This is a genomic window from Pseudomonas marincola (genome assembly GCF_900116605.1).
Lineage (GTDB): Bacteria > Pseudomonadota > Gammaproteobacteria > Pseudomonadales > Pseudomonadaceae > Aquipseudomonas > Aquipseudomonas marincola.
Genome location: NZ_FPBC01000008.1, coordinates 75282 through 92951, shown reverse-complemented (window position 1 = coordinate 92951; position 17670 = coordinate 75282). Strand labels below are relative to the sequence as shown.

General features: G+C 58.9%; 19 protein-coding genes. 2 read left to right on the top strand and 17 right to left on the bottom strand.

Features of this window, described 5'->3' with window-relative positions:
- Nucleotides 1-26 precede the first annotated feature (26 nt).
- From BM395_RS14160 to BM395_RS14105, 12 genes are all read right to left on the bottom strand, one after another.
- On the bottom strand, nt 27-350 hold the full coding sequence (locus tag BM395_RS14160) for a YkgJ family cysteine cluster protein (protein ID WP_090512912.1): 324 nt from the start codon (nt 348-350) through the stop codon (nt 27-29).
- Nucleotides 351-402: 52 nt separating this feature from the next.
- A complete protein-coding gene (locus tag BM395_RS14155) occupies nt 403-924 on the bottom strand; it encodes a DUF2878 domain-containing protein (RefSeq protein ID WP_069897783.1) in 522 nt (173 codons plus the stop codon).
- Nucleotides 917-2191 (bottom strand): SAM-dependent methyltransferase, encoded by a 1275-nt coding sequence (locus BM395_RS14150; protein WP_090512910.1) that lies wholly within the window; start codon nt 2189-2191, stop codon nt 917-919. Before BM395_RS14150 ends, BM395_RS14155 begins: the two co-directional genes overlap by 8 nt.
- Nucleotides 2178-2978 carry a DUF1365 domain-containing protein gene (locus BM395_RS14145; RefSeq protein WP_090512907.1) on the bottom strand — a complete coding sequence of 267 codons (801 nt, stop codon included), beginning with the start codon at nt 2976-2978 and terminating at the stop codon, nt 2178-2180. The genes BM395_RS14150 and BM395_RS14145 overlap by 14 nt, the downstream gene beginning before the upstream one ends.
- Nucleotides 2978-4225: an NAD(P)/FAD-dependent oxidoreductase gene (locus BM395_RS14140; protein WP_090512903.1), complete on the bottom strand. Its 1248-nt coding sequence runs from the start codon at nt 4223-4225 to the stop codon at nt 2978-2980. Before BM395_RS14140 ends, BM395_RS14145 begins: the two co-directional genes overlap by 1 nt.
- A complete protein-coding gene (locus BM395_RS14135) occupies nt 4222-4995 on the bottom strand; it encodes an SDR family NAD(P)-dependent oxidoreductase (protein WP_090512899.1) in 774 nt (257 codons plus the stop codon). The genes BM395_RS14140 and BM395_RS14135 overlap by 4 nt, the downstream gene beginning before the upstream one ends.
- Nucleotides 4992-5414 (bottom strand): nuclear transport factor 2 family protein, encoded by a 423-nt coding sequence (locus tag BM395_RS14130; protein ID WP_090512897.1) that lies wholly within the window; start codon nt 5412-5414, stop codon nt 4992-4994. The genes BM395_RS14135 and BM395_RS14130 overlap by 4 nt, the downstream gene beginning before the upstream one ends.
- Nucleotides 5414-6865 (bottom strand): deoxyribodipyrimidine photo-lyase, encoded by a 1452-nt coding sequence (gene phrB, locus BM395_RS14125; RefSeq protein ID WP_090512893.1) that lies wholly within the window; start codon nt 6863-6865, stop codon nt 5414-5416. The genes BM395_RS14130 and phrB overlap by 1 nt, the downstream gene beginning before the upstream one ends.
- Nucleotides 6866-6876: 11 nt before the next feature.
- Nucleotides 6877-7839 carry a MerR family transcriptional regulator gene (locus BM395_RS14120; protein WP_090512891.1) on the bottom strand — a complete coding sequence of 321 codons (963 nt, stop codon included), beginning with the start codon at nt 7837-7839 and terminating at the stop codon, nt 6877-6879.
- A complete protein-coding gene (locus tag BM395_RS14115) occupies nt 7836-8804 on the bottom strand; it encodes a YbgA family protein (protein ID WP_090512888.1) in 969 nt (322 codons plus the stop codon). The genes BM395_RS14120 and BM395_RS14115 overlap by 4 nt, the downstream gene beginning before the upstream one ends.
- A 184-nt stretch (nt 8805-8988) precedes the next feature.
- A complete protein-coding gene (locus tag BM395_RS14110; RefSeq protein WP_069897906.1) occupies nt 8989-9204 on the bottom strand; it encodes a TIGR02450 family Trp-rich protein in 216 nt (71 codons plus the stop codon).
- Between the two features lie 8 nt (nt 9205-9212).
- Nucleotides 9213-10208, bottom strand: a complete 996-nt coding sequence (locus BM395_RS14105; protein WP_090512886.1) for an NAD(P)/FAD-dependent oxidoreductase — start codon at nt 10206-10208, stop codon at nt 9213-9215.
- A gap of 211 nt (nt 10209-10419) precedes the next feature.
- Here BM395_RS14105 and BM395_RS14100 point away from each other — a divergent pair, with 211 nt between their 5' ends.
- A complete protein-coding gene (locus tag BM395_RS14100) occupies nt 10420-11322 on the top strand; it encodes a TIGR01777 family oxidoreductase (RefSeq protein WP_090512883.1) in 903 nt (300 codons plus the stop codon).
- Nucleotides 11323-11335: 13 nt separating this feature from the next.
- Nucleotides 11336-12358: a ferrochelatase gene (gene hemH / locus BM395_RS14095; protein WP_069897772.1), complete on the top strand. Its 1023-nt coding sequence runs from the start codon at nt 11336-11338 to the stop codon at nt 12356-12358.
- Between the two features lie 21 nt (nt 12359-12379).
- Here hemH and BM395_RS14090 read toward each other — a convergent pair whose 3' ends face one another.
- The 5 genes from BM395_RS14090 to BM395_RS14070 are packed head-to-tail and all read right to left on the bottom strand — an operon-like array spanning nt 12380 to nt 17648.
- Complete coding sequence (locus tag BM395_RS14090) at nt 12380-13699, bottom strand: BatD family protein (RefSeq protein WP_090512880.1); 1320 nt, start codon at nt 13697-13699, stop codon at nt 12380-12382.
- Complete coding sequence (locus tag BM395_RS14085; protein ID WP_090512878.1) at nt 13696-15222, bottom strand: VWA domain-containing protein; 1527 nt, start codon at nt 15220-15222, stop codon at nt 13696-13698. The genes BM395_RS14090 and BM395_RS14085 overlap by 4 nt, the downstream gene beginning before the upstream one ends.
- Nucleotides 15222-16217, bottom strand: a complete 996-nt coding sequence (locus BM395_RS14080) for a vWA domain-containing protein (RefSeq protein ID WP_090512875.1) — start codon at nt 16215-16217, stop codon at nt 15222-15224. Before BM395_RS14080 ends, BM395_RS14085 begins: the two co-directional genes overlap by 1 nt.
- Entirely contained in the window at nt 16204-16701 is a 498-nt protein-coding gene (locus tag BM395_RS14075; RefSeq protein ID WP_090512873.1) for a DUF4381 domain-containing protein, read from the bottom strand. Before BM395_RS14075 ends, BM395_RS14080 begins: the two co-directional genes overlap by 14 nt.
- Complete coding sequence (locus BM395_RS14070) at nt 16698-17648, bottom strand: DUF58 domain-containing protein (protein ID WP_090512869.1); 951 nt, start codon at nt 17646-17648, stop codon at nt 16698-16700. Before BM395_RS14070 ends, BM395_RS14075 begins: the two co-directional genes overlap by 4 nt.
- Between the last annotated feature and the right edge of the window lie 22 nt (nt 17649-17670).

The window sequence follows — 17670 nt, the reverse complement described above, 5'->3', positions numbered from 1 at the left end:
GCTGCAAGCGGGCGACAAGCGCACGCTTAGCGGTAGATGCTGCTCATGCCGCGTCGTTCATCCTGGCACTCGGGTGAGCCCATCTCGAATTCGCGGCAGATAAGCGGGCGCCGCTCATAGATGCTGCAGCGCATGCTGTCGCGATCAAGGGCTGCGCACCAGCCGTCGTCGAGTCTGAGCATGACCTCACCGCCCCACTCATCGGTAGCGATATAACGCTCTGGCACGCCGGTTTCTGTGAGCAACATGACTTCGAGCTGGCAGCAGCAGGCCGCGCAGTTCGAGCAGGCAATTTCGGGCTGCTGGGCATGCGCAATGAGAATATTCGCGTCGGGCTTGGCATCGGTCATGCCCGCAGTCTACTCCAAGCCTGCGAGCGCCGTGATCGAAAACGCAGAAAGCTCAGCGCTGAGTGCGCAAGCGTTGCTCGTACTGGCTGCGGTACAGCGAACTGAAACCGTGCAGTATGGGCATGACGCCAGCCCATATCACAGCCAGCAACAACAGCGTTGGCCATTCGCCGTGGGGCATCTGGATACCCGCCAACTCGACTCCGGCGTAGTACGAAAGCGGCCCGCCGAAGGCGCCGAGCAAACTGGCGCGCCACCACGGTTTGGCGGTCCACGCCAGGCAATGATTAAGCGTGCTGGCAAACAGCGGCCATAACAATGCCCACCACAGCGGGATAACCTTGCTCTCGACCGGCAATTGGAACAGCCCGAGGTTAAGCAGGAATGTGTCCAATGCGCTGCCGGCCAGAAAAACGCTGATCAGCAGTTTGCCTTCCGCGTGCCAACTGCTGGTCCAGAGCAGATGTATTGCCAGCACCGCCCCGACAATCAATAACCACAGGCTGTTCCCCGCAAGAATGCAGGTGAACCAGCCGAGTTGAAACAGCAGGGCGTTGACCAGCAATTTAGACATCAAAACGTCCGAGTAAGGGCTTTGGTTGGGCGGCCGGTTTGGCCATGAGCAGTTGTGCGGTGCCGATGGTGCGCTCGATGAAGCCACCCTCGCAATAGCACAGATAAAACTCCCACATGCGGTAGAAGTACTCGTCGTAGCCGAGCTGCTCAAGGTTATGTCGCGCCTGATGCAGGTTATCGTGCCACATCCGCAGGGTTTTCGCGTAATGCAGGCCAAAGTCTTCCATGTGGTGCAGGTTCATGTCGGTGTGTTTACAGATCACATCGAGCATCTTGCTCACCGAGGGCAGGGCGCCGCCTGGAAATATGTAGCGCTGGATGAAGTCGACGTTGTTCTTGGCTTGCTCGTAACGCTGGTCGCGAATGGTGATGGCTTGCAGCAGCATCAACCCGTCATCTTTGAGCAGGCGCGCGCATTGGGCGAAGTATTCCGGCAGGAACTTATGGCCGACAGCTTCGATCATTTCGATCGACACCAGCTTGTCATAGCGGCCCTTCAGGTCGCGGTAGTCTTCCAGCAGCAAGGTGATCTTGCTTTGCAGCCGATGGCGGTTAATCCGCTCGGCGGCATAGTCGTATTGTTCCTGCGAAAGGGTCGTGGTGGTGACTTTGCAGCCATAGTGAATGGCCGCATAAATCGCCATGCTGCCCCAGCCCGTGCCGATCTCCAGCAGGTGATCGTCGGGTTTCAGCTCGAGCTTCTGGCAGATCCGTTCAAGCTTGTTCAACTGCGCCTGTTCCAGGGTGTCTTGAGGGGTCTGGAACTGGGCGGCTGAGTACATCATGGTCGGGTCAAGAAATTGCTCGAACATGTCGTTGCCGAGGTCGTAATGCGCGGCGATGTTTTTCCGCGAGCCGCTGCGTGTGTTGCGATTGACCCAATGCAGCGCCTTGATAAACGGACGGCTCAAGGTCGCCAGGCCGCCTTCCATCGCGTCCAGCACTTCCAGGTTGCTGACAAACACGCGCACCACCGCCGTTAAGTCAGGCGAGGTCCAGTAACCGTGAATGTACGCCTCACCGGCGCCGATCGAGCCATTGCTGGCGACCATGCCCCAGATGGCGTCATTGTGGATGTGAAGCTCGGCGCGCAGGCTCGCCATGGCATCGCCGAACAACTGGCGTTCATTACCATCCACCACTTCGAGGGCGCCATTGCGCAATTGCGCCAGTTGACGCATGACTGCCATGCGCAGAAAGCTTGCACCGATGCCATTGCCAGTGCGCACGGAGTCTTTGGTCGGAGTCAGGCTAGAGCTTTTCATGGCGTACTTCCTTGGAGTCCTGAAGGGCGACACTGAAATCAGTGCTGGCGCCTTGATGGCTGAAAATGGGCAGGCGTTTGAACAGCAGGCGCAGGGCCTGCCAGTAAATGGCGGCAACGGTTTTGCCGGTCATCCAGGGGAATTGCCACAGATAGCCGTGCAGGCTCTTGCGGCTGAGTTCGGTGCGTTCAAGGCTAAGGCTGGCATCGAAGACCTTGGTCTCGCCCTGCCAGTCGGCCATGAACACGCCAAGGCGGTTGGCCGGCGCGCTGAACGACATGCGGTACTCAAGATCGCGCGGCAAGAACGGTGATACATGAAAGGCCTTGGCCACAGCAAAGTGTTGTTGGCCGCTACCTGTGGCAGGGAGTACGTAGTGATAGCGCTCACGCCAGGGTGTATTGCTCACTTCGCAGAGAATCGCGGCCAGCGTGCCGTCTGCTGCATGGCAGTAGAAGAAACTCACCGGGTTAAACGCCAGGCCCCAACTGCGCGGTTGCGTGAGCAGGCAAATCGGCCCTTGTGGGACTTGCCCGATGGCCTCGCCAACGCGCTGGCGAACGGCATCGATCAGGCGCATGCCGCTGCGGGTGAAAGCCGGTAAAAAATCCTCTTCACGGATACACAGCGGTGCCCAGCGACTGCTGCCCGCCAGCCGCGAAAGCTTGAGCACCTGCGCTTGCTCATCAAGGTCCAGGTAAATAAAGCCCATACGATATTTAAAGCTGTGGCTTTTCGGGGTGAAGCGCCGGTGGTTGACCCAACCACTGTAAAGGGCACTGTTCATTACAGCGCCTCACCGAATTCGCGGGCCACGCGCAAACCGCTGACCACACCGTCTTCATGGAAACCATTGGCCCAGTAAGCGCCGCAGAAGTAGCTATGGGCCTGGCCTTGCAGCGCTTGCCAGCGCGCTTGTGCGGCGATGCCCGCGAGGCTGTATTGCGGATGCGCATAGGTATAGCGGGCGAGAATTTGCGTCGGGTCGATCAGTGCGGTCTGGTTCAGGCTCACACAGAAGGTGGTCTGGCTCTCGATGCCCTGCAAAATGTTCATGTTGTAAGTTACGGCTGCCGATTGCTCGCTCGGCCCGCCCAAACGGTAGTTCCAGCTGGCCCAGGCTAGTTTGCGGGTGGGCAGCAAGCGCGTGTCGGTGTGCAGCACTACATCGTTGTCGGCGTAGTGCAGGGCGCCGAGTATCTCGCGTTCCAGCGCCAGCGGTTCGGCCAGAAGTTTCAAGGCCTGGTCGCTGTGGCAGGCAAAAACCACCTTGTCGAAGCGCTCGCTACCCGCCGCGCTGTGCACGGTTACGCCCTGTTCATCGCGCTCAACGTTATGCACCGGGCAGTTGATGCGGATGTGTTCTTTGAATGAGGCGCAGAGCGGTTCGACGTAGCGGCTTGAACCGCCTTCAATCACATGCCACTGCGGTCTATTGCTCACCGACAACAGGCCATGATTGTTGAAGAACCGGATGAAGAATTGCAGCGGAAAGTTGAGCATGTCCGCCAGTGACATCGACCAGATAGCCGAGCCCATCGGCACGATGTACTGATTGATAAATGCCTGGCCGTAATTATTACTGCGCAGGTATTCACCCAGCGTTGTGGTTTCGCTGATGCGCTGATTGTGTTGGTCGTCTGTTGCCTGACGATTGAAACGCAGAATATCGCGGACCATGCCGAGGAATGTCGGCGAGAACAGATTGCTGCGTTGGGCAAACAGGGTGTTGAGGTTGTTGCCGTTGTACTCCAGACCCGTGTCCGGATCGTTGACCGAAAAGCTCATCTCGGTTGGCTTGTAGCGCACGCCAAGGGTATCGAGCAGGCGAATGAAGTTGGGGTAGGTCCAGTCATTGAATACGATAAAACCGGTATCAATGGCATGCTGCTCGCCGCCCGCACTCACCTCCACGGTATGGGTATGCCCGCCAATCCAGTCGCTGGCCTCAAATACCGTTACTTCATGCTTGCGGCTTAGCAGGTAAGCGCTGGTCAGGCCGGAAATACCGCTGCCGATGATGGCGATCTTCATGCCGGATCCTTCGCTGCAGGTTGGTTGCGCGACAAGCTCTTGCCAATCGCCAGACGCAGGCGAGCCGGCAGATGGGCCAGAGTGGTAAGGCCGGCGATAAACAGTCCGGGGAAGGCGATTTCCTGCGGCCGCCGCTCCATGCGTTTGGCGATGTGGCGCGCGGCTTTTTCGGCTGGCCAGCGCATCGGCATGGGAAAATCGTTTTCCTGGGTCAGAGGTGTATCGACAAAGCCTGGGCTGACCAGCGTGACATCGATGTGTTCATGGGCCAGGTCAATGCGCAGGGAATCAATCAGGTAGCGAATCGCGGCTTTTGAAGCACCATAGGCCCCGGCGCGTGGCAGGGGCAGATAGGTCACTGAGCTGCCGACCGCGAGCAAATGCGGGTATTGGCCAAGACGCAGCAGCGGCAGGGCGGCCTCGATGCAATAGCTGGTGGTGAACAGATTGGAAGTGACCACGCGCTCGACCATCGCGGCTTCAAAGTGCTGGCTGTCGAGGTATTCGCAGGTCCCGGCATTGAGGATTGCCGTATCGAGTACGCCCCAACTCTGCTCGATGCGGCGGCCGATTGCGCGCACCTCTTCAACGTTGCTCAGGTCGCCGGGCACCAGCAGAACCTGCTCCGGATAACGACGCGCCATTGCCACCAGTGGCTCCACGCGACGTGCACTGAGTGCCAGTTTATGGCCCTGCTTGAGCAACTCTTCGGCCAACGCTGCGCCGATACCACTGCTGGCTCCGGTCAGCCAGATACGTCGTGCGTTCATGCCAGTCTCCTTTTGAGCCAGTTGATTACTGCGCCCATCACCGGCAAATGCTCGTAGAGCATGGCGCCGGCATCGAAATAGTCGCGGTGGTAATAGACTTTTTCCCGCCAGCGCAGGTGCGAGCAGCCGGGCACTTCAATCTGTTTGCCTGCGGCCAGCCGTGGGTGGCGAAAGCGCATCGTCCAGCGCAGGTAACCCTGATCCTCAGCGACGTAGTCGCAGCCCTCGAAGATGAATTCGATCTGCTCGACGTTGGCGTACATCTCTCTCATGTAGGCCTTGAAATCGCTGAGCCCGTTGATGCTGTGCATGGGGTCGGTAAACGCCAGGTCATCGCTGTACATCTCGCCCAAACGGTCGAGGTTGCCTGCATTCAGTGCGTTGAAATCGCGGGCGAATTGTTCGAGGAAATCGCTCATCAGTAGGCCGCCTCCAGATTGAGTTCGCTGCGCGTTGGCAAATTCTTGAACGCACTGAGGGCGCGCTCGCGGCTCTTGCTCAGGTCGACGATTGGTCGCGGGTAATCGCTGAGACGGAACAGCCCGCCCATGGCATCGGGGTGGTGAATGTCCTTGTTGTTAAGGCCAATCAGTTCCGGCAGCCAACGGCGCAGAAAACGTCCCTCTGGATCAAAGCGTTGCGACTGGCTGACCGGGTTGAAGATACGGAAGTAGGGCACTGCATCCGTGCCGGTCGAGGCGCTCCATTGCCAGCCGCCATTGTTGGCCGCCAGATCACCATCAATCAGATGGCGCATGAAGAAGCGCTCACCTTCGCGCCAGTCGATCAACAGGTTCTTGGTCAGGAACATCGCCACGATCATGCGCAACCGGTTGTGCATCCAGCCGGTTTCCAGCAGTTGGCGAATCGCCGCATCAATAATCGGTATACCGGTGCGGCCCTCTTGCCAGGCTGCAAGGTCCTGCGGTGCTTTACGCCAAGGCAGGTATTCGGTTTGCAGGCGGAATGCGCGGTGACGGCACACGCGCGGATAACCCACCAGAATATGTTTGTAGAACTCGCGCCATAGCAGCTCGTTAATCCAAGTCACGACGCCGTTGTTGCCATCGGAAAACTCACCGTGGTTGTGCCGCAAGGCCTGGTGCAAACACTGGCGCACCGAGATCACGCCCGCTGCCAGATAGCTGCTCAACTGGCTGGTGCCGGGCACTGCGGGCAGGTCGCGGGCAGTTTGGTAGTCGCGAATGTGCTCATCAGCAAAGTGCTGCATACGCTGTTGCGCAACCGCTTCTCCGGCGGGCCAGAGCGCTTGTAACGTCGCACTCGGCGATGCAAATCCGTCGACCGATTGCGGGACTTCATCGGCCTTGATCGACAATTCGGCCTGCGCCTTTGGGGTGTCGACAATGGCTGGAACGGCGCGCTGCAAGTGCTGATAGCAGACCTTGCGAAATTGGCTGAATACCTGAAAGTACTGGCCAGCCTGGGTCAGGATGCTGCCGGGCTGAAACAGCAGTTGGTCGAAGTGGCTGCTCCAGTGCACGCCGTGATTGTCCAGCTCAGCGGCGACGGCGTTATCTCGCCGCGTCTCGTTGATGCCGTATTCCTCATTGACGTGCACGGCCTCCGCAGACAGCTGCTCGCACAATTGGGCAATGACCTGCGGCGCCTGCTCCCAGAGGTCGGCGTTACGCACCAGCAGGGGCACATTGAGTTCTGCCAGCGCAGCGCTCAGCTCGGCAAGGTTGCGCAGCCAGAAGTCGACCTTGCACGGCGCGTCATCGTGGCGCGCCCATTGTGCAGGGCTCAGTAGAAACACCGCCACGGTTGGGCCTGCGTTCATGGCGGCGGCAAGTGCGCTGTTGTCGCTGACTCGCAGGTCTGTGCGAAACCACATTAATTGATTCATTGAGCGTCCTGTCAGCTATTCAGCAAATCGAGATCGGATAAGGCGTGTACGCTCGCTAGCGGGTCGCGGGCGATCAGCAACTGGCTGTTATCTGCCGCCAGTTGCTCCAGCAATTGATGATGAATTTCTACGGTCGCGCCGGTGATCAGGCAGGGGCAATCACAGTTGCCAATCAGCTTCGGCAATTGCTGGCTGTTCAGGCTCTGGCTGGAATGCAGGAGCAGGGCGCGCGGCTGGACGTGTTCAGCAATCAGTGCCAGTTCGGCCGCCGGAATTGGCCAGTCGTACACTTCGACCGGGCATTCAGCGCTGCTCACCAGCCAGGCGCTGAGCCACAGCTCCGGCGCCATCGGCAGGTCGGACAAGTTGATCATCAACACCGGTGCCGAGTTGTGCTGGCGGTTGTTGTGATACACCCGCGCGCCCAGTTTGCTGCGCAGCCACGAGTAGAAAAACACTTGCTCGACCTGGCTGCCGAACTGACCCTGCCAGCGTAATTGCAGGGCATCGAGTAATGGTTTGAGCAGTTGGGTGTACAGCGTGTGCGGCGGATAGACAGCCAGCTCACGATTCAAACATTCATCGAGGCTGCGCTCGTTGAGGCTGTAGATTGCGCTCTGCATGTGCAGGCATTTTTGCTGCCACTGCGAATCAGCTTCCTGCACCTGAGCGTTGTTGCCGCGCAGCAGTCCCTTGACCTGGCTGACCGCAACGCCGCGGTTGAGCCACGTCAGGATGGCCTGAATGCGCTCGACATGATTCTGGTGATACAGACGATGACCCTTGGGCGTGCGGTGCGGCACGATCAGGCCATAACGGCGCTCCCACGCGCGCAGCGTCACCGCGTTGACGCCGGTGATACGCGCGACTTCGCGAATCGGCAAATAGCCTTCGGCGATGGCGCTCTGGTAGTCATCGCCAGCATTTTGCCCAGGCTCCGCCTGATCCGGCGGCAACGTATGTTGCTCGCTCATATGGCGTTCCGCAGGCTGAGGTTTTCGGGATGCGGCTGCAGATAAACCTGCTGCGCAATATAACGATCCGGGTGTTGGCGCAGGTGATGCTTGAGCAGTGTCAGCGGCACCACCAGCGGCACGATGCCCTGACGGTATTGGCCAATCAGTTGCTGCATTTCCTGCTTTTCCTCACTGCTCAGCGACTGTTTCAGGTAGCCGCTGAGATGCTGCAACACGTTGCTGTGGGTGCGACGAGTTGCACAGGTTTTCAAGGCGCGCATCAGCTCGCTGAAATAATGTTCGGCCAACGGCTTGAGTTCCTGCTTGGCCATGTTGCCGAGCAAACGCCCAAGTGCTTTGTATTGCAGAGGGTTGGTCGCCATCAGCAGGTACTTGTAGCGCGAGTGAAACTCAATGAGGCGATGACGGCTGAGGCCGTCTTTGCACAGTTGTTGCCACTGCGCATAAGCAAAAACGCGGGTCAGGAAGTTTTCACGCAAGACCGGATCGTTAAGGCGGCCATCTTCTTCAACCGGCAGGTTGGGGTGGCGCTTGCAGAACTCGCGGGCAAATATGCCCTGGCCTTTGGGTTCGCTCGGGCGGCCGTTGTCCTGATACACCTTGACCCGGTTTACCCCGCATGAAGGCGACTGCTGCATGAAGATATAGCCGCTGATGTCGGTGAGTTCGCCTGCCATGCGCGAGCCGTAATCGGCCAGCTTCGCGGTCACGTCGAACTCGCGATCAACCGTGCCGACGGCACGTGGCGCATCGGGATCACCGACCAGACGGATGGGCTCGCGAGGGATGCCCAGGCCGATGGCCACTTCCGGGCAGATGCCGATGAAGTCGAAATACTCAGTCAGGGTGCGGCTGCACAGCCGCGATTCCTTGTGCCCGCCGTTGTAGCGGACTTCGGAGCCGAGCAGGCAGGCGCTGATGCCTATTTTGGGTTTACGGACTGAAGTGTTTTGGCTGTTCATGGCAGGCCCTGTGATAAATACTTGTACGAAAACTATTCTCCGTACAACTTTTTCTATCATAGGATCAGAATTGTACAAGTCAAATTATTTGTATAGATATTGCATCGATATTTTGCAGGATGTGTCGCAAGGCGGGCAGAGGCAGTGCTCTGCAGAGTTGTACAGAGGGATCTGCGGCGGGAAGTTAGCGCCAGCCGGTAAGCCATTGGTCTGCGTTGCGCAGGGCTTGCCAGTCGAGGCGTTGCGAGCGTTTGCTGTAAACCGCTTCAAGTTCTACAGCAATCACCTCGTCGTTTTCGTCGAGGTGTAATTGGGTCACCAGAAAGTGTTTTTCGCGATTGCGCGGTTGTGCTGCCGTCCATTTCGACAGCAGCAACTTGCGCGGGTTGAGTCGGTGCAGAGGCGCGGTCACTGCTGCAGGTTTTCCAACAGACGCCGTGCCGCTTCCTGGCCGCTGAGCCAGGCACCTTCCACCCGGCCAGACAAACACCAGTCGCCGCAGGCATAAATGCCCAGATCGGAATCCACCAGCACGCCAATCGAGTGCGCACCGGCTGGGCGCGCATAGAGCCAGCGATGAGCCAAGCTGAATGAAGGCGGCGGTACTGAGCAGCCAATCATCTCGGCGAACGCACCATGCAGTTGTTCGATGACCTGCTCTTTGGGCATGTCCAAATGTTGTTTGCTCCAGGCGCTGCTGGCATGCAGCACCCAGGTGTCCATCACATCCTCACGCCCCGGTTTGCTGCGGTTGCGGGCAACCCAGTCGAGTGCATCGTCTTGTACAAAGCAGCCCTGCACATTGCTATCAAGGGCGTTTTCAAAGGCCAGAGCAACAGCCCACGTTGGCTCCATTGCAACACTTGCAGCAGCGCTGGCCAGTTTCGGTGCGGCCGCGAGCAGGGTCGATGCCTGAGGGGCGGGAGTGGCGATAATCACCTGGCAAAATGGCCCGTAGTTTGAGCCTTCGCTGTCTTGCAGGCTCCAGTGTTCCTCGCCGCGAATGACCTCGGTAATCCGGCAGGAGAAATGCACCGGCAGATCACCCAGCATGCCGCGCGTAATTGAACTCATGCGCGGGCTGCCGACCCAGCGTATTTGCTCGTCTGGAGACGGGCTCAACTCGCCATGTTTGTAGTTGTAAAGGCTGGGCGTCCATTCACTGACCCAGCCACGCGCCTGCCATTGCTGCACGGCCTCAACAAAGCGGCGGTCACGTGCGGTGAAATACTGCGCGCCCAAATCCAGTGAGCCTGCATCGCTGCGCTTGCTGGACATGCGCCCGCCACTGCCACGGCTCTTGTCGAATAGTTGTACCGCGTAGCCGGCACTCTGCAAGCTTTGCGCTGCGGAGAGCCCGGCGATACCGGTACCGATAATGGCGATGGGAGCTGAAGCGGTCATGGTTAGCCTCGTAAGTCTGGCGTAGTGTGCAAATTATACTAGAGCTGTACAAAATATGCTTAATGTATAAGAGTATAGGCCGTGGTTACTTGCATGCCTGTGCTTAGGATTAGCTATCTTGATAGTAACGGATGCTGATTTGTGTGTACCAATAGACTAGCTCAAGCATCCCGTGGTTCACCAAATCCTGATGTGTAAAGAGGGTGATGTCATGCATATTTTGCTCACCGGCGGTACTGGCCTGATAGGTCGGGGCTTGTGTCATTTATGGGCTGGACAAGGACACCAACTGACTGTGCTGAGCCGCACGCCCGAACGCGTGGCCGAGCTTTGCGGGGCCAAGGTGCGTGGCATTGCGGCGTTGGCTGAGGTGACAGACGAGCCACTCGATGCGGTGATTAATCTGGCTGGCGAGCCGATTGCCGATAAGCCCTGGAGTAGTGAGCGCAAGACGCTGCTCTGGTCGAGCCGGATTGGTTTAACCGAAGAGTTGGTGGCATGGCTGGGCCAGCGCGCACAGAAACCTGCGGTGTTGGTCTCGGGCTCGGCCGTGGGTTGGTATGGTGATGGCGGTGAGCGCGAATTGGCTGAGGATGTGCCGCAGGTAACCAATGATTTCGCCGCGCAATTGTGCAACGCCTGGGAAGAGGCAGCCATGCGTGCCGAAGCGCAGGGGATTCGTGTTGTGCTGGTGCGAACCGGTCTGGTTTTGGCAAATAAGCAGGGCTTTCTCAAGCGCCTGATCCCGCTCTACAAGATGTGTATGGGCGGCAATGTCGGCAGCGGTCGGCAATGGATGCCTTGGGTGCATCTGGTGGATGAAATCGGCGCCATAGATTTTCTTATGCGTCACCAAAGCGCCAGCGGCCCTTATAATGTCTGCTCGCCGCATCCTGTTCGTAACCGTGAGTTTACTTATGAGCTGGCGCACGCTCTGAGTCGCTTTGCTGTGTTACCTGTACCCAGCATCGTTTTGCGCATGGCGCTCGGCGAGATGTCCGGTTTACTGCTCGCCGGCCAGCGCTGTGTTCCGCAGCGTTTGCTCGACGCCGGTTACAAGTTTCGTTTCACTCGATTGGATGTGGCGCTCGCGGATCTGTTGAGTTCCCACTGAATTAGGATTTTGCATGACCGATCACGCTCTGCTGCTGGTTAACCTGGGCTCTCCTGCCTCGACTGATGTTGCTGACGTGCGCAGCTACCTCAATCAATTTCTCATGGACCCGTATGTAATCGATTTGCCGTGGCCGGTGCGCCGGCTGCTGGTGTCGCTGATATTGATCAAACGCCCGGAGCAATCCGCCCACGCGTACGCCTCGATCTGGTGGGAGCAGGGCTCGCCGCTGGTGGTGCTCAGCCAACGCCTGACCGAAGCCATGCGCAGTGAATGGCAGCACGGGCCGGTGGAGCTGGCCATGCGTTACGGTCAGCCCTCGATCGAGTCCAGCCTCAAGCGTCTTGCTGCAAAGGGCGTCACCCAAGTGACATTGGCGCCGTTGTATCCGCAGTTTGCGGACAGCACCACCACCACGGTGATCGAGGAAGTGAAGCGGGTGATGCGTGACAACGCCATGAACATGCGCTTGTCGATTGTCGCGCCGTTTTACGATCAGCCCGAGTACATCGATGCATTGGTTGCCAGTGCCGCGCCGCATTTGCAGCAGGAATATGACCACTTGCTGCTGAGCTTTCATGGCTTGCCCGAGCGTCACTTGCGCAAGCTCGACCCCACTGGCCATTGCCTTAAAGGGGCGGACTGCTGCCAGACCGCGTCGGATGAAGTGGTTGCCCGTTGCTACCGCGCGCAGTGCATTCGCAGCGCCGAGGCGTTTGCCCGGAAAATGGGGTTGGCCGATGGCACATGGTCGGTCTCGTTCCAGTCACGACTGGGGCGTGCAAAATGGATCGAACCTTACACTGAGCCACACTTGCAGGCGCTTGCCGCGCAAGGGGTAAAAAAGGTGCTAGTCATGTGTCCGGCGTTTGTCGCCGACTGCATCGAAACCCTGGAAGAGATTGGTGATCGCGCCAATGAGGTGTTCATCGAAGCAGGCGGCGAATCGCTGCAACTGGTGCCGTGCCTGAATGATCATCCCGAGTGGGTTAAAGCGCTGGGTGCATTGTGTGCCCGCGCACCGCAGCAACTTTAATCCTGCAGAAGCGCCGCGCGGTTAATGCGGGTTGAGTGGCCTTAACGCTGGCTTGTGCGCACGTTCAGTGCGCTTGTTGGCCGCCCGGCGCAGGTTCGGCAGGGCGTCCAGCAAATCCTCCACCGCCTGCGGGTTGGCAGTTTGCTGAGCATAGCGTTGCTCGATAAACCGGCTCAGCCGCTTGGCCAATGATGGCGGCAACAACTGCATGAATTGGCGCAGGCTACGACGTTGGGTGCGGCGCTGCAGCCACAGGTAAAAAGCCCCCAGTTGCGGTTGCGGCTGTTTCAGCTGCGGGCCCACCTGACGCCAGGCAAATAGCGCAGAGGCTCGCCATTGTTGCTTGATTCGCGCGCGCTGAGCCTGATAAATACGGCGGCCGCGCCAGATTAACGGACGCGCGTAGTACGCCACTACAGTCAGCAATACCGCGCCCAATAGCAAGCTCAACCAATATTGCGAGAGATGTATGCGGGTGCTTTGGCCCAGTTGCTCAAGGTCCTGCTCAACCGAGAACGGAGTATTTAGCGGCGCTCTGGCGGCAGCCTTGAACTCGACAGCGTCAATGCTGGTTTCGCGCAGGGTGTTGGCGCTGCTGTCCCACCATTTGAGCTTCAGTGGCGGCAGACTGAAATCGCCTTCACGTTCGACCACATAGACTTGCCTATCAATACGCTGGCCGCCGGTTTTATGGCCGCGGCCATCTTCAAGGTCGGACACTTCAGGCTCACGTTTATACAGGCGCAGGCCATCGACTGCTGGCGCTTCAACCATTGGCAAATTAAGCGCCAGAGAGTCTTGGGCCTTGAGGTGCAGTTCGCGGGTAATGCTGTCGCCTACTTTCAGCGGTTGCGCGGAATAATGGATTGATTGCTGCCAGTCGAGCGCGCTGGCCACCAATGGCACTTCATCTGCGGCGAAGCCCGGAGGCTGCGCGGCGCTGAAGGTTATGGGCTGAGTGCTGGCGCTGAGTGGGGCGCTAGCCTGGCCGACGCTGGCCTCGATGGTTAACGCCGGTATGGAAAAATTGCCGGCTTGGTGCGGGGTAATCAGGTAGCTGTAACTTGCGCCAAACAGGGTCTTGCCGGCCTGTTTGCGGCTGATGTTCTGGGCCCGGCCGTTGCTCGGGATTACGCTTGCGCCCGACAGTTTCAGCTCTGGCAAATCCGGCGCGGCAGTCAGCCAGGTTTCGACCAGCACATCAATTTGCAGTCTCACGGTGCTGCCAACCACAATGTTTTTGTCCGGAACCAGCCGTGCGGTTACCTGTAATTCGGGTTCGCTGGCGTGGGCGGAAAATGACAGCGCGAGCAAGCTGAGCAGTAGCAGCCAGGATTTCATTGTGCGGTACCTCCGGCAGTTCTGGCTGCATTTTGCATGGAGAATTTTTGCTTGAGGAATTTCGCCGGTGAGGTGCTGAGGTTCTGCAGCCACAACTCATCGCTGATCGCCTTGCCGGCTTTCAATTCGGTTTCCTTGCCGCGATCGCTCGTATTGTCGAACTTCAACTCGTCAGCTTTATCGCCCGGCAGGTTCTCGGCGTCTTCAAAGCTCTTTTCCTGCAGGGCCAGGGTCAGTTTCAGGTTGGCCTTGGCTTCGGCAAAGTCCGGCTGCAATGCCAAGGCGCGTTTGTAGGCCTCAATTGCCGGGGCAAACTGAAACAGGCGCACTTGGCTATTGCCCAGATAGAACTGGCCCCGAGCGGTATCCAGGGTACTGAACGTGCTCACGGCCAGTTTGTAATCAGACGCCTGATAGGCGGCGATGCCTTTCCAGTAAGGATCTTTGAAGTGCGCGGCAGCGGCCGGCAGATGGCCATGCTCAAAGGCCCAGCGGCCTTGCTGGTCGGGCGTTAAAAAGGCGTCCGCGAAGCCACCCGCTTGCGCCGGTGCAGGTTGCGCCAAGCCAATGCCGAGTACGATTGCCGCGCTCCAACTGATACTCCAGCCCCGCCGAATGCACAGCAGTGCGATCAGCAACAGTGGCCACACCAACCAGTATCCGGCGTCTTTCCAGCGTGTTTCGTTGGCATCGCCGCTGGCAGCCTTGAAGTGCTTCTGCGCATGCAGCTCAATCCAGTCGAGGTCGTCATCATTCAGGGTCAGGCTGCCGAGCGGTGCATCCAGCGCCTGCGCCAGTTGCTCCAGGCCCGGGCGATCAAAATTGGACGCCTCAGATCCCACCGCCAGTATCAACACTTGCAACAGGCTGCCCTTGAGTTGCTGTTGCAGCGCATCAAGCTGCGAGGTGTCGGCGCCGTCGCTGATAATCACCAGGCTGCCGGGGGCCTTTTCGGCGGCAAGAATCCGCTTGGCCTGCTCGACCACTTGCAGCAGGTTCTTGCCGGGCATCTCCAGCAGCGAACTGCTCAGGGGCTCAATGAAGCTGTTCAACAGCGCCGGATCATCGGTGGCCGGCAACACAATGTGTGCACTGCCGGCATAGGCGATCAGCGCGGTGTGCGCGTTGCCACGGCGTTCGACCAGATCATGCAGTTTGTTCTTGGCCGCTTCCAGGCGACTCGGCGGCACGTCGCGGCTGTCCATCGAGGGAGACAGATCAAGCGCCAGAATCAGCGGCGCGTGGTTATCGACAAAATCTGGGCGGTCTTCCTGCCAGGTCGGCCCCGCAGCGGCAATGGCGCCGATAATCAAGATCGCGGCGCACAGATGCACGGGGCGCAGGCGGTGATTGTCCTGCGGTGTCAGCAGCAGATAGTCGAGCAGGTGCGGCGCGATCTTGCCGTTCAACCGGCGCTGCATACTCTGGCCGTTGCGCCAGATAATCGGCAACAACAACCCGGGCACCAACAGCAAAAGCCAGAGTGGGCGGATGAAGTGCAGGGCAGACAAGTCAATGTCCATCAGCTTTCCTTGCTGTGCGGATGCATGCGTGGCAAACGTGCAGCGGCAATTGCCAGTAGATGGTAAAGGCACAGCAGCAATAACGCCGCGCCGAGTGGCAGCCAGAACCAGTCACGTTTGGGTTGATGGCTGAGGGTTTTAACATCGTGCGGCGTCATGGCATCGAGTGTGGCGTACACCTGTTCCAGCGCCGAGCTGTCATCGGCGCGAAAGAAGCGACCGTTGCTGGTGCGGGCAATGCGTTTCAACGCAGTGAGATCCACCTTGTCTTCGCCGCTGGCTTTGGGGTCGCCAATGGCGATGGTGTGGATGACGATGTCATGGTTCTTGGCCATGATGGCGGCATGCTGCGGTTCGATAGCGCTGCTGGTGTCATTGCCATCAGTGAGCAGGATCAACACTTTTTCGCGCTCTTTGGCGGCGTCAAGCAACTTGATACTCAGGCCGATGGCATCGCCAATCGCGGTGTTGGGCCCGGCCATGCCAATGGCGGTTTCGTCGAGCAGAATATCCAGGCTTGAGTGATCGAGGGTCATTGGCGCCTGAGCAAAGGCACCGCTGCCGAACACGATCAAGCCGATCCGGTCATTCTGGCGTTTGTCGATAAAGCCTTTGACCACTGCTTTAACCGCACTCAGTCGGTCGATCAACTGGCCGTTTTCATCGCGGTAGTCGCGCGTCTCCATGGACTGCGAAATATCGATGGCGAGCATCATGTCGCGCACCGGTTGCTGACGCACGATGGGTTTCTCGACTTCAACAGGCCGTGCTGCGGCCAGTAAAAGCAGCGCCCAGATCAACAGATTAAGCAGCAATTGCCAGCGGTCATGTCGATTGTTCTGGGCGTCTGGCGTGGCGCCAATGGCTTGCAGCATGGCCTTGAAAAAAGGCACGCGCACGGCACTGCGGGCTTCGCGATAGGCGGGCAACAGGCGATAAACCAGCCAGGGTAATGGCAGCAACACCAGCAGCCAGAGGTATTCAAACTGCCACATTGTGCGTCTCCAGCCAGTGGCGACTGGTCGCGAGCAGTTGCTGCGCGTCCAGTTGCTCAAGCCTCGCCGCTGGGGCGTAGCTCAGTAATGCCAGTTGCGTGGCAAAGTTCTCGGGCAGCGGTTGGGCGCTAGTCTTGGCCAGAAATGCCTGCCAGCGCGCCCCACTTAACTCTGCCACCGGAGGGTTTGTGGGCATCGACAGGGCCGTGCGTTTGAGCAATTCGGGGAGCTCACGCAGGGCCGCAACGGCCTGAGTCGGATCGCTGCTTTGCGCCTGCTGATTGAGTTGCTGCCACTGTTGCAGCGCCTCACGGCGATAGCGATTACGCCGCCAGCGTTGCACGCGTCTCCAGGCGTAAATCAGCGCCACTGCCCCGATCAGCGCAAGCAGTGCCAGCCAACCCCAGGTTTGCGGCATGTAGCTGATCGGTTCCGGCAGCGGCAACTCGATAAGCTGGCTGATCAAGGGTGAGTCACTGCTCATCGGTGCACCTCATGCAGGCGCCCGAGTTCGCGGCGTAATTGGCTTAAGGCATCTTCAGCGGTGCTGATCATCAGCAGTGGCACCTGGCTGCGCCTTAACAGCTTGGCGACATCGCGCAGGCGGCCGGTGAGAAACTCGCCGAGTGGCTGGCGAATGTGCTTTTTATCAATCGCCAACTCGACCTGCAGCTCACCCTGAGTGACCCGTATGCGTCCGCTCTCGGGCAAGGCCAGCGCCGTTGGGTCATATACCTGCATGGCAATAACATCGTTGTGACTGGAGAGCTGGCGCAGCAGTTGCAATGTGCGCGGGGTGGCGCCGGCGAAGTCGCTGACGATGCACAAGGTATGGTCGTGACTGGCCAGATTCAGGCAGCGCTGCAACACCGTGTCGAGTTGTGTGTCGTGCTCGACCTCGGCAATGCCCGCATTCAGCGCCTGATTATGCTGGCAGATACTCGCGCAGAGTGCCTGCACGCGGGCGCGGCTGCGCAGGGGCGCGAAGCTTTCAATCTGCTGGTCGTCAAATACCAGACCGCCGACCCGGTCGCCACTGTGAAATGCGATCCAGGCGGCGAGGGCGGCCAGTTCCGCCGCTGTTGCCGATTTAAAACTTCGGCTTGAGCCAAAGAACATGTTGATGCGCTGGTCGACCACCACCAGCATCGGCCGGTCGCGTTCTTCGCTGAATGAACGCACAAAGGGTTTGCCGGTGCGCAGCGAGGCGCGCCAATCGAGGTGGCGCAGGTCGTCGCCTGGCTGATAACGACGCAGTTCATCAAAATTCAGCCCGCGACCGCGCATGCGCGATGCGTGGTTGCCTGCGAGGATGCTTGCGCGTGGTTGCCGGGCGGCAAAACTCAGGCCGCGTGCAGGCGTTTGCAGCGCCATTAATTGGCTGAGCGACACGTAGACGAAGCCATCGGTTTTATCGGCGGGCGCAGTCATGGGCAATCCTGATTATCGGCGG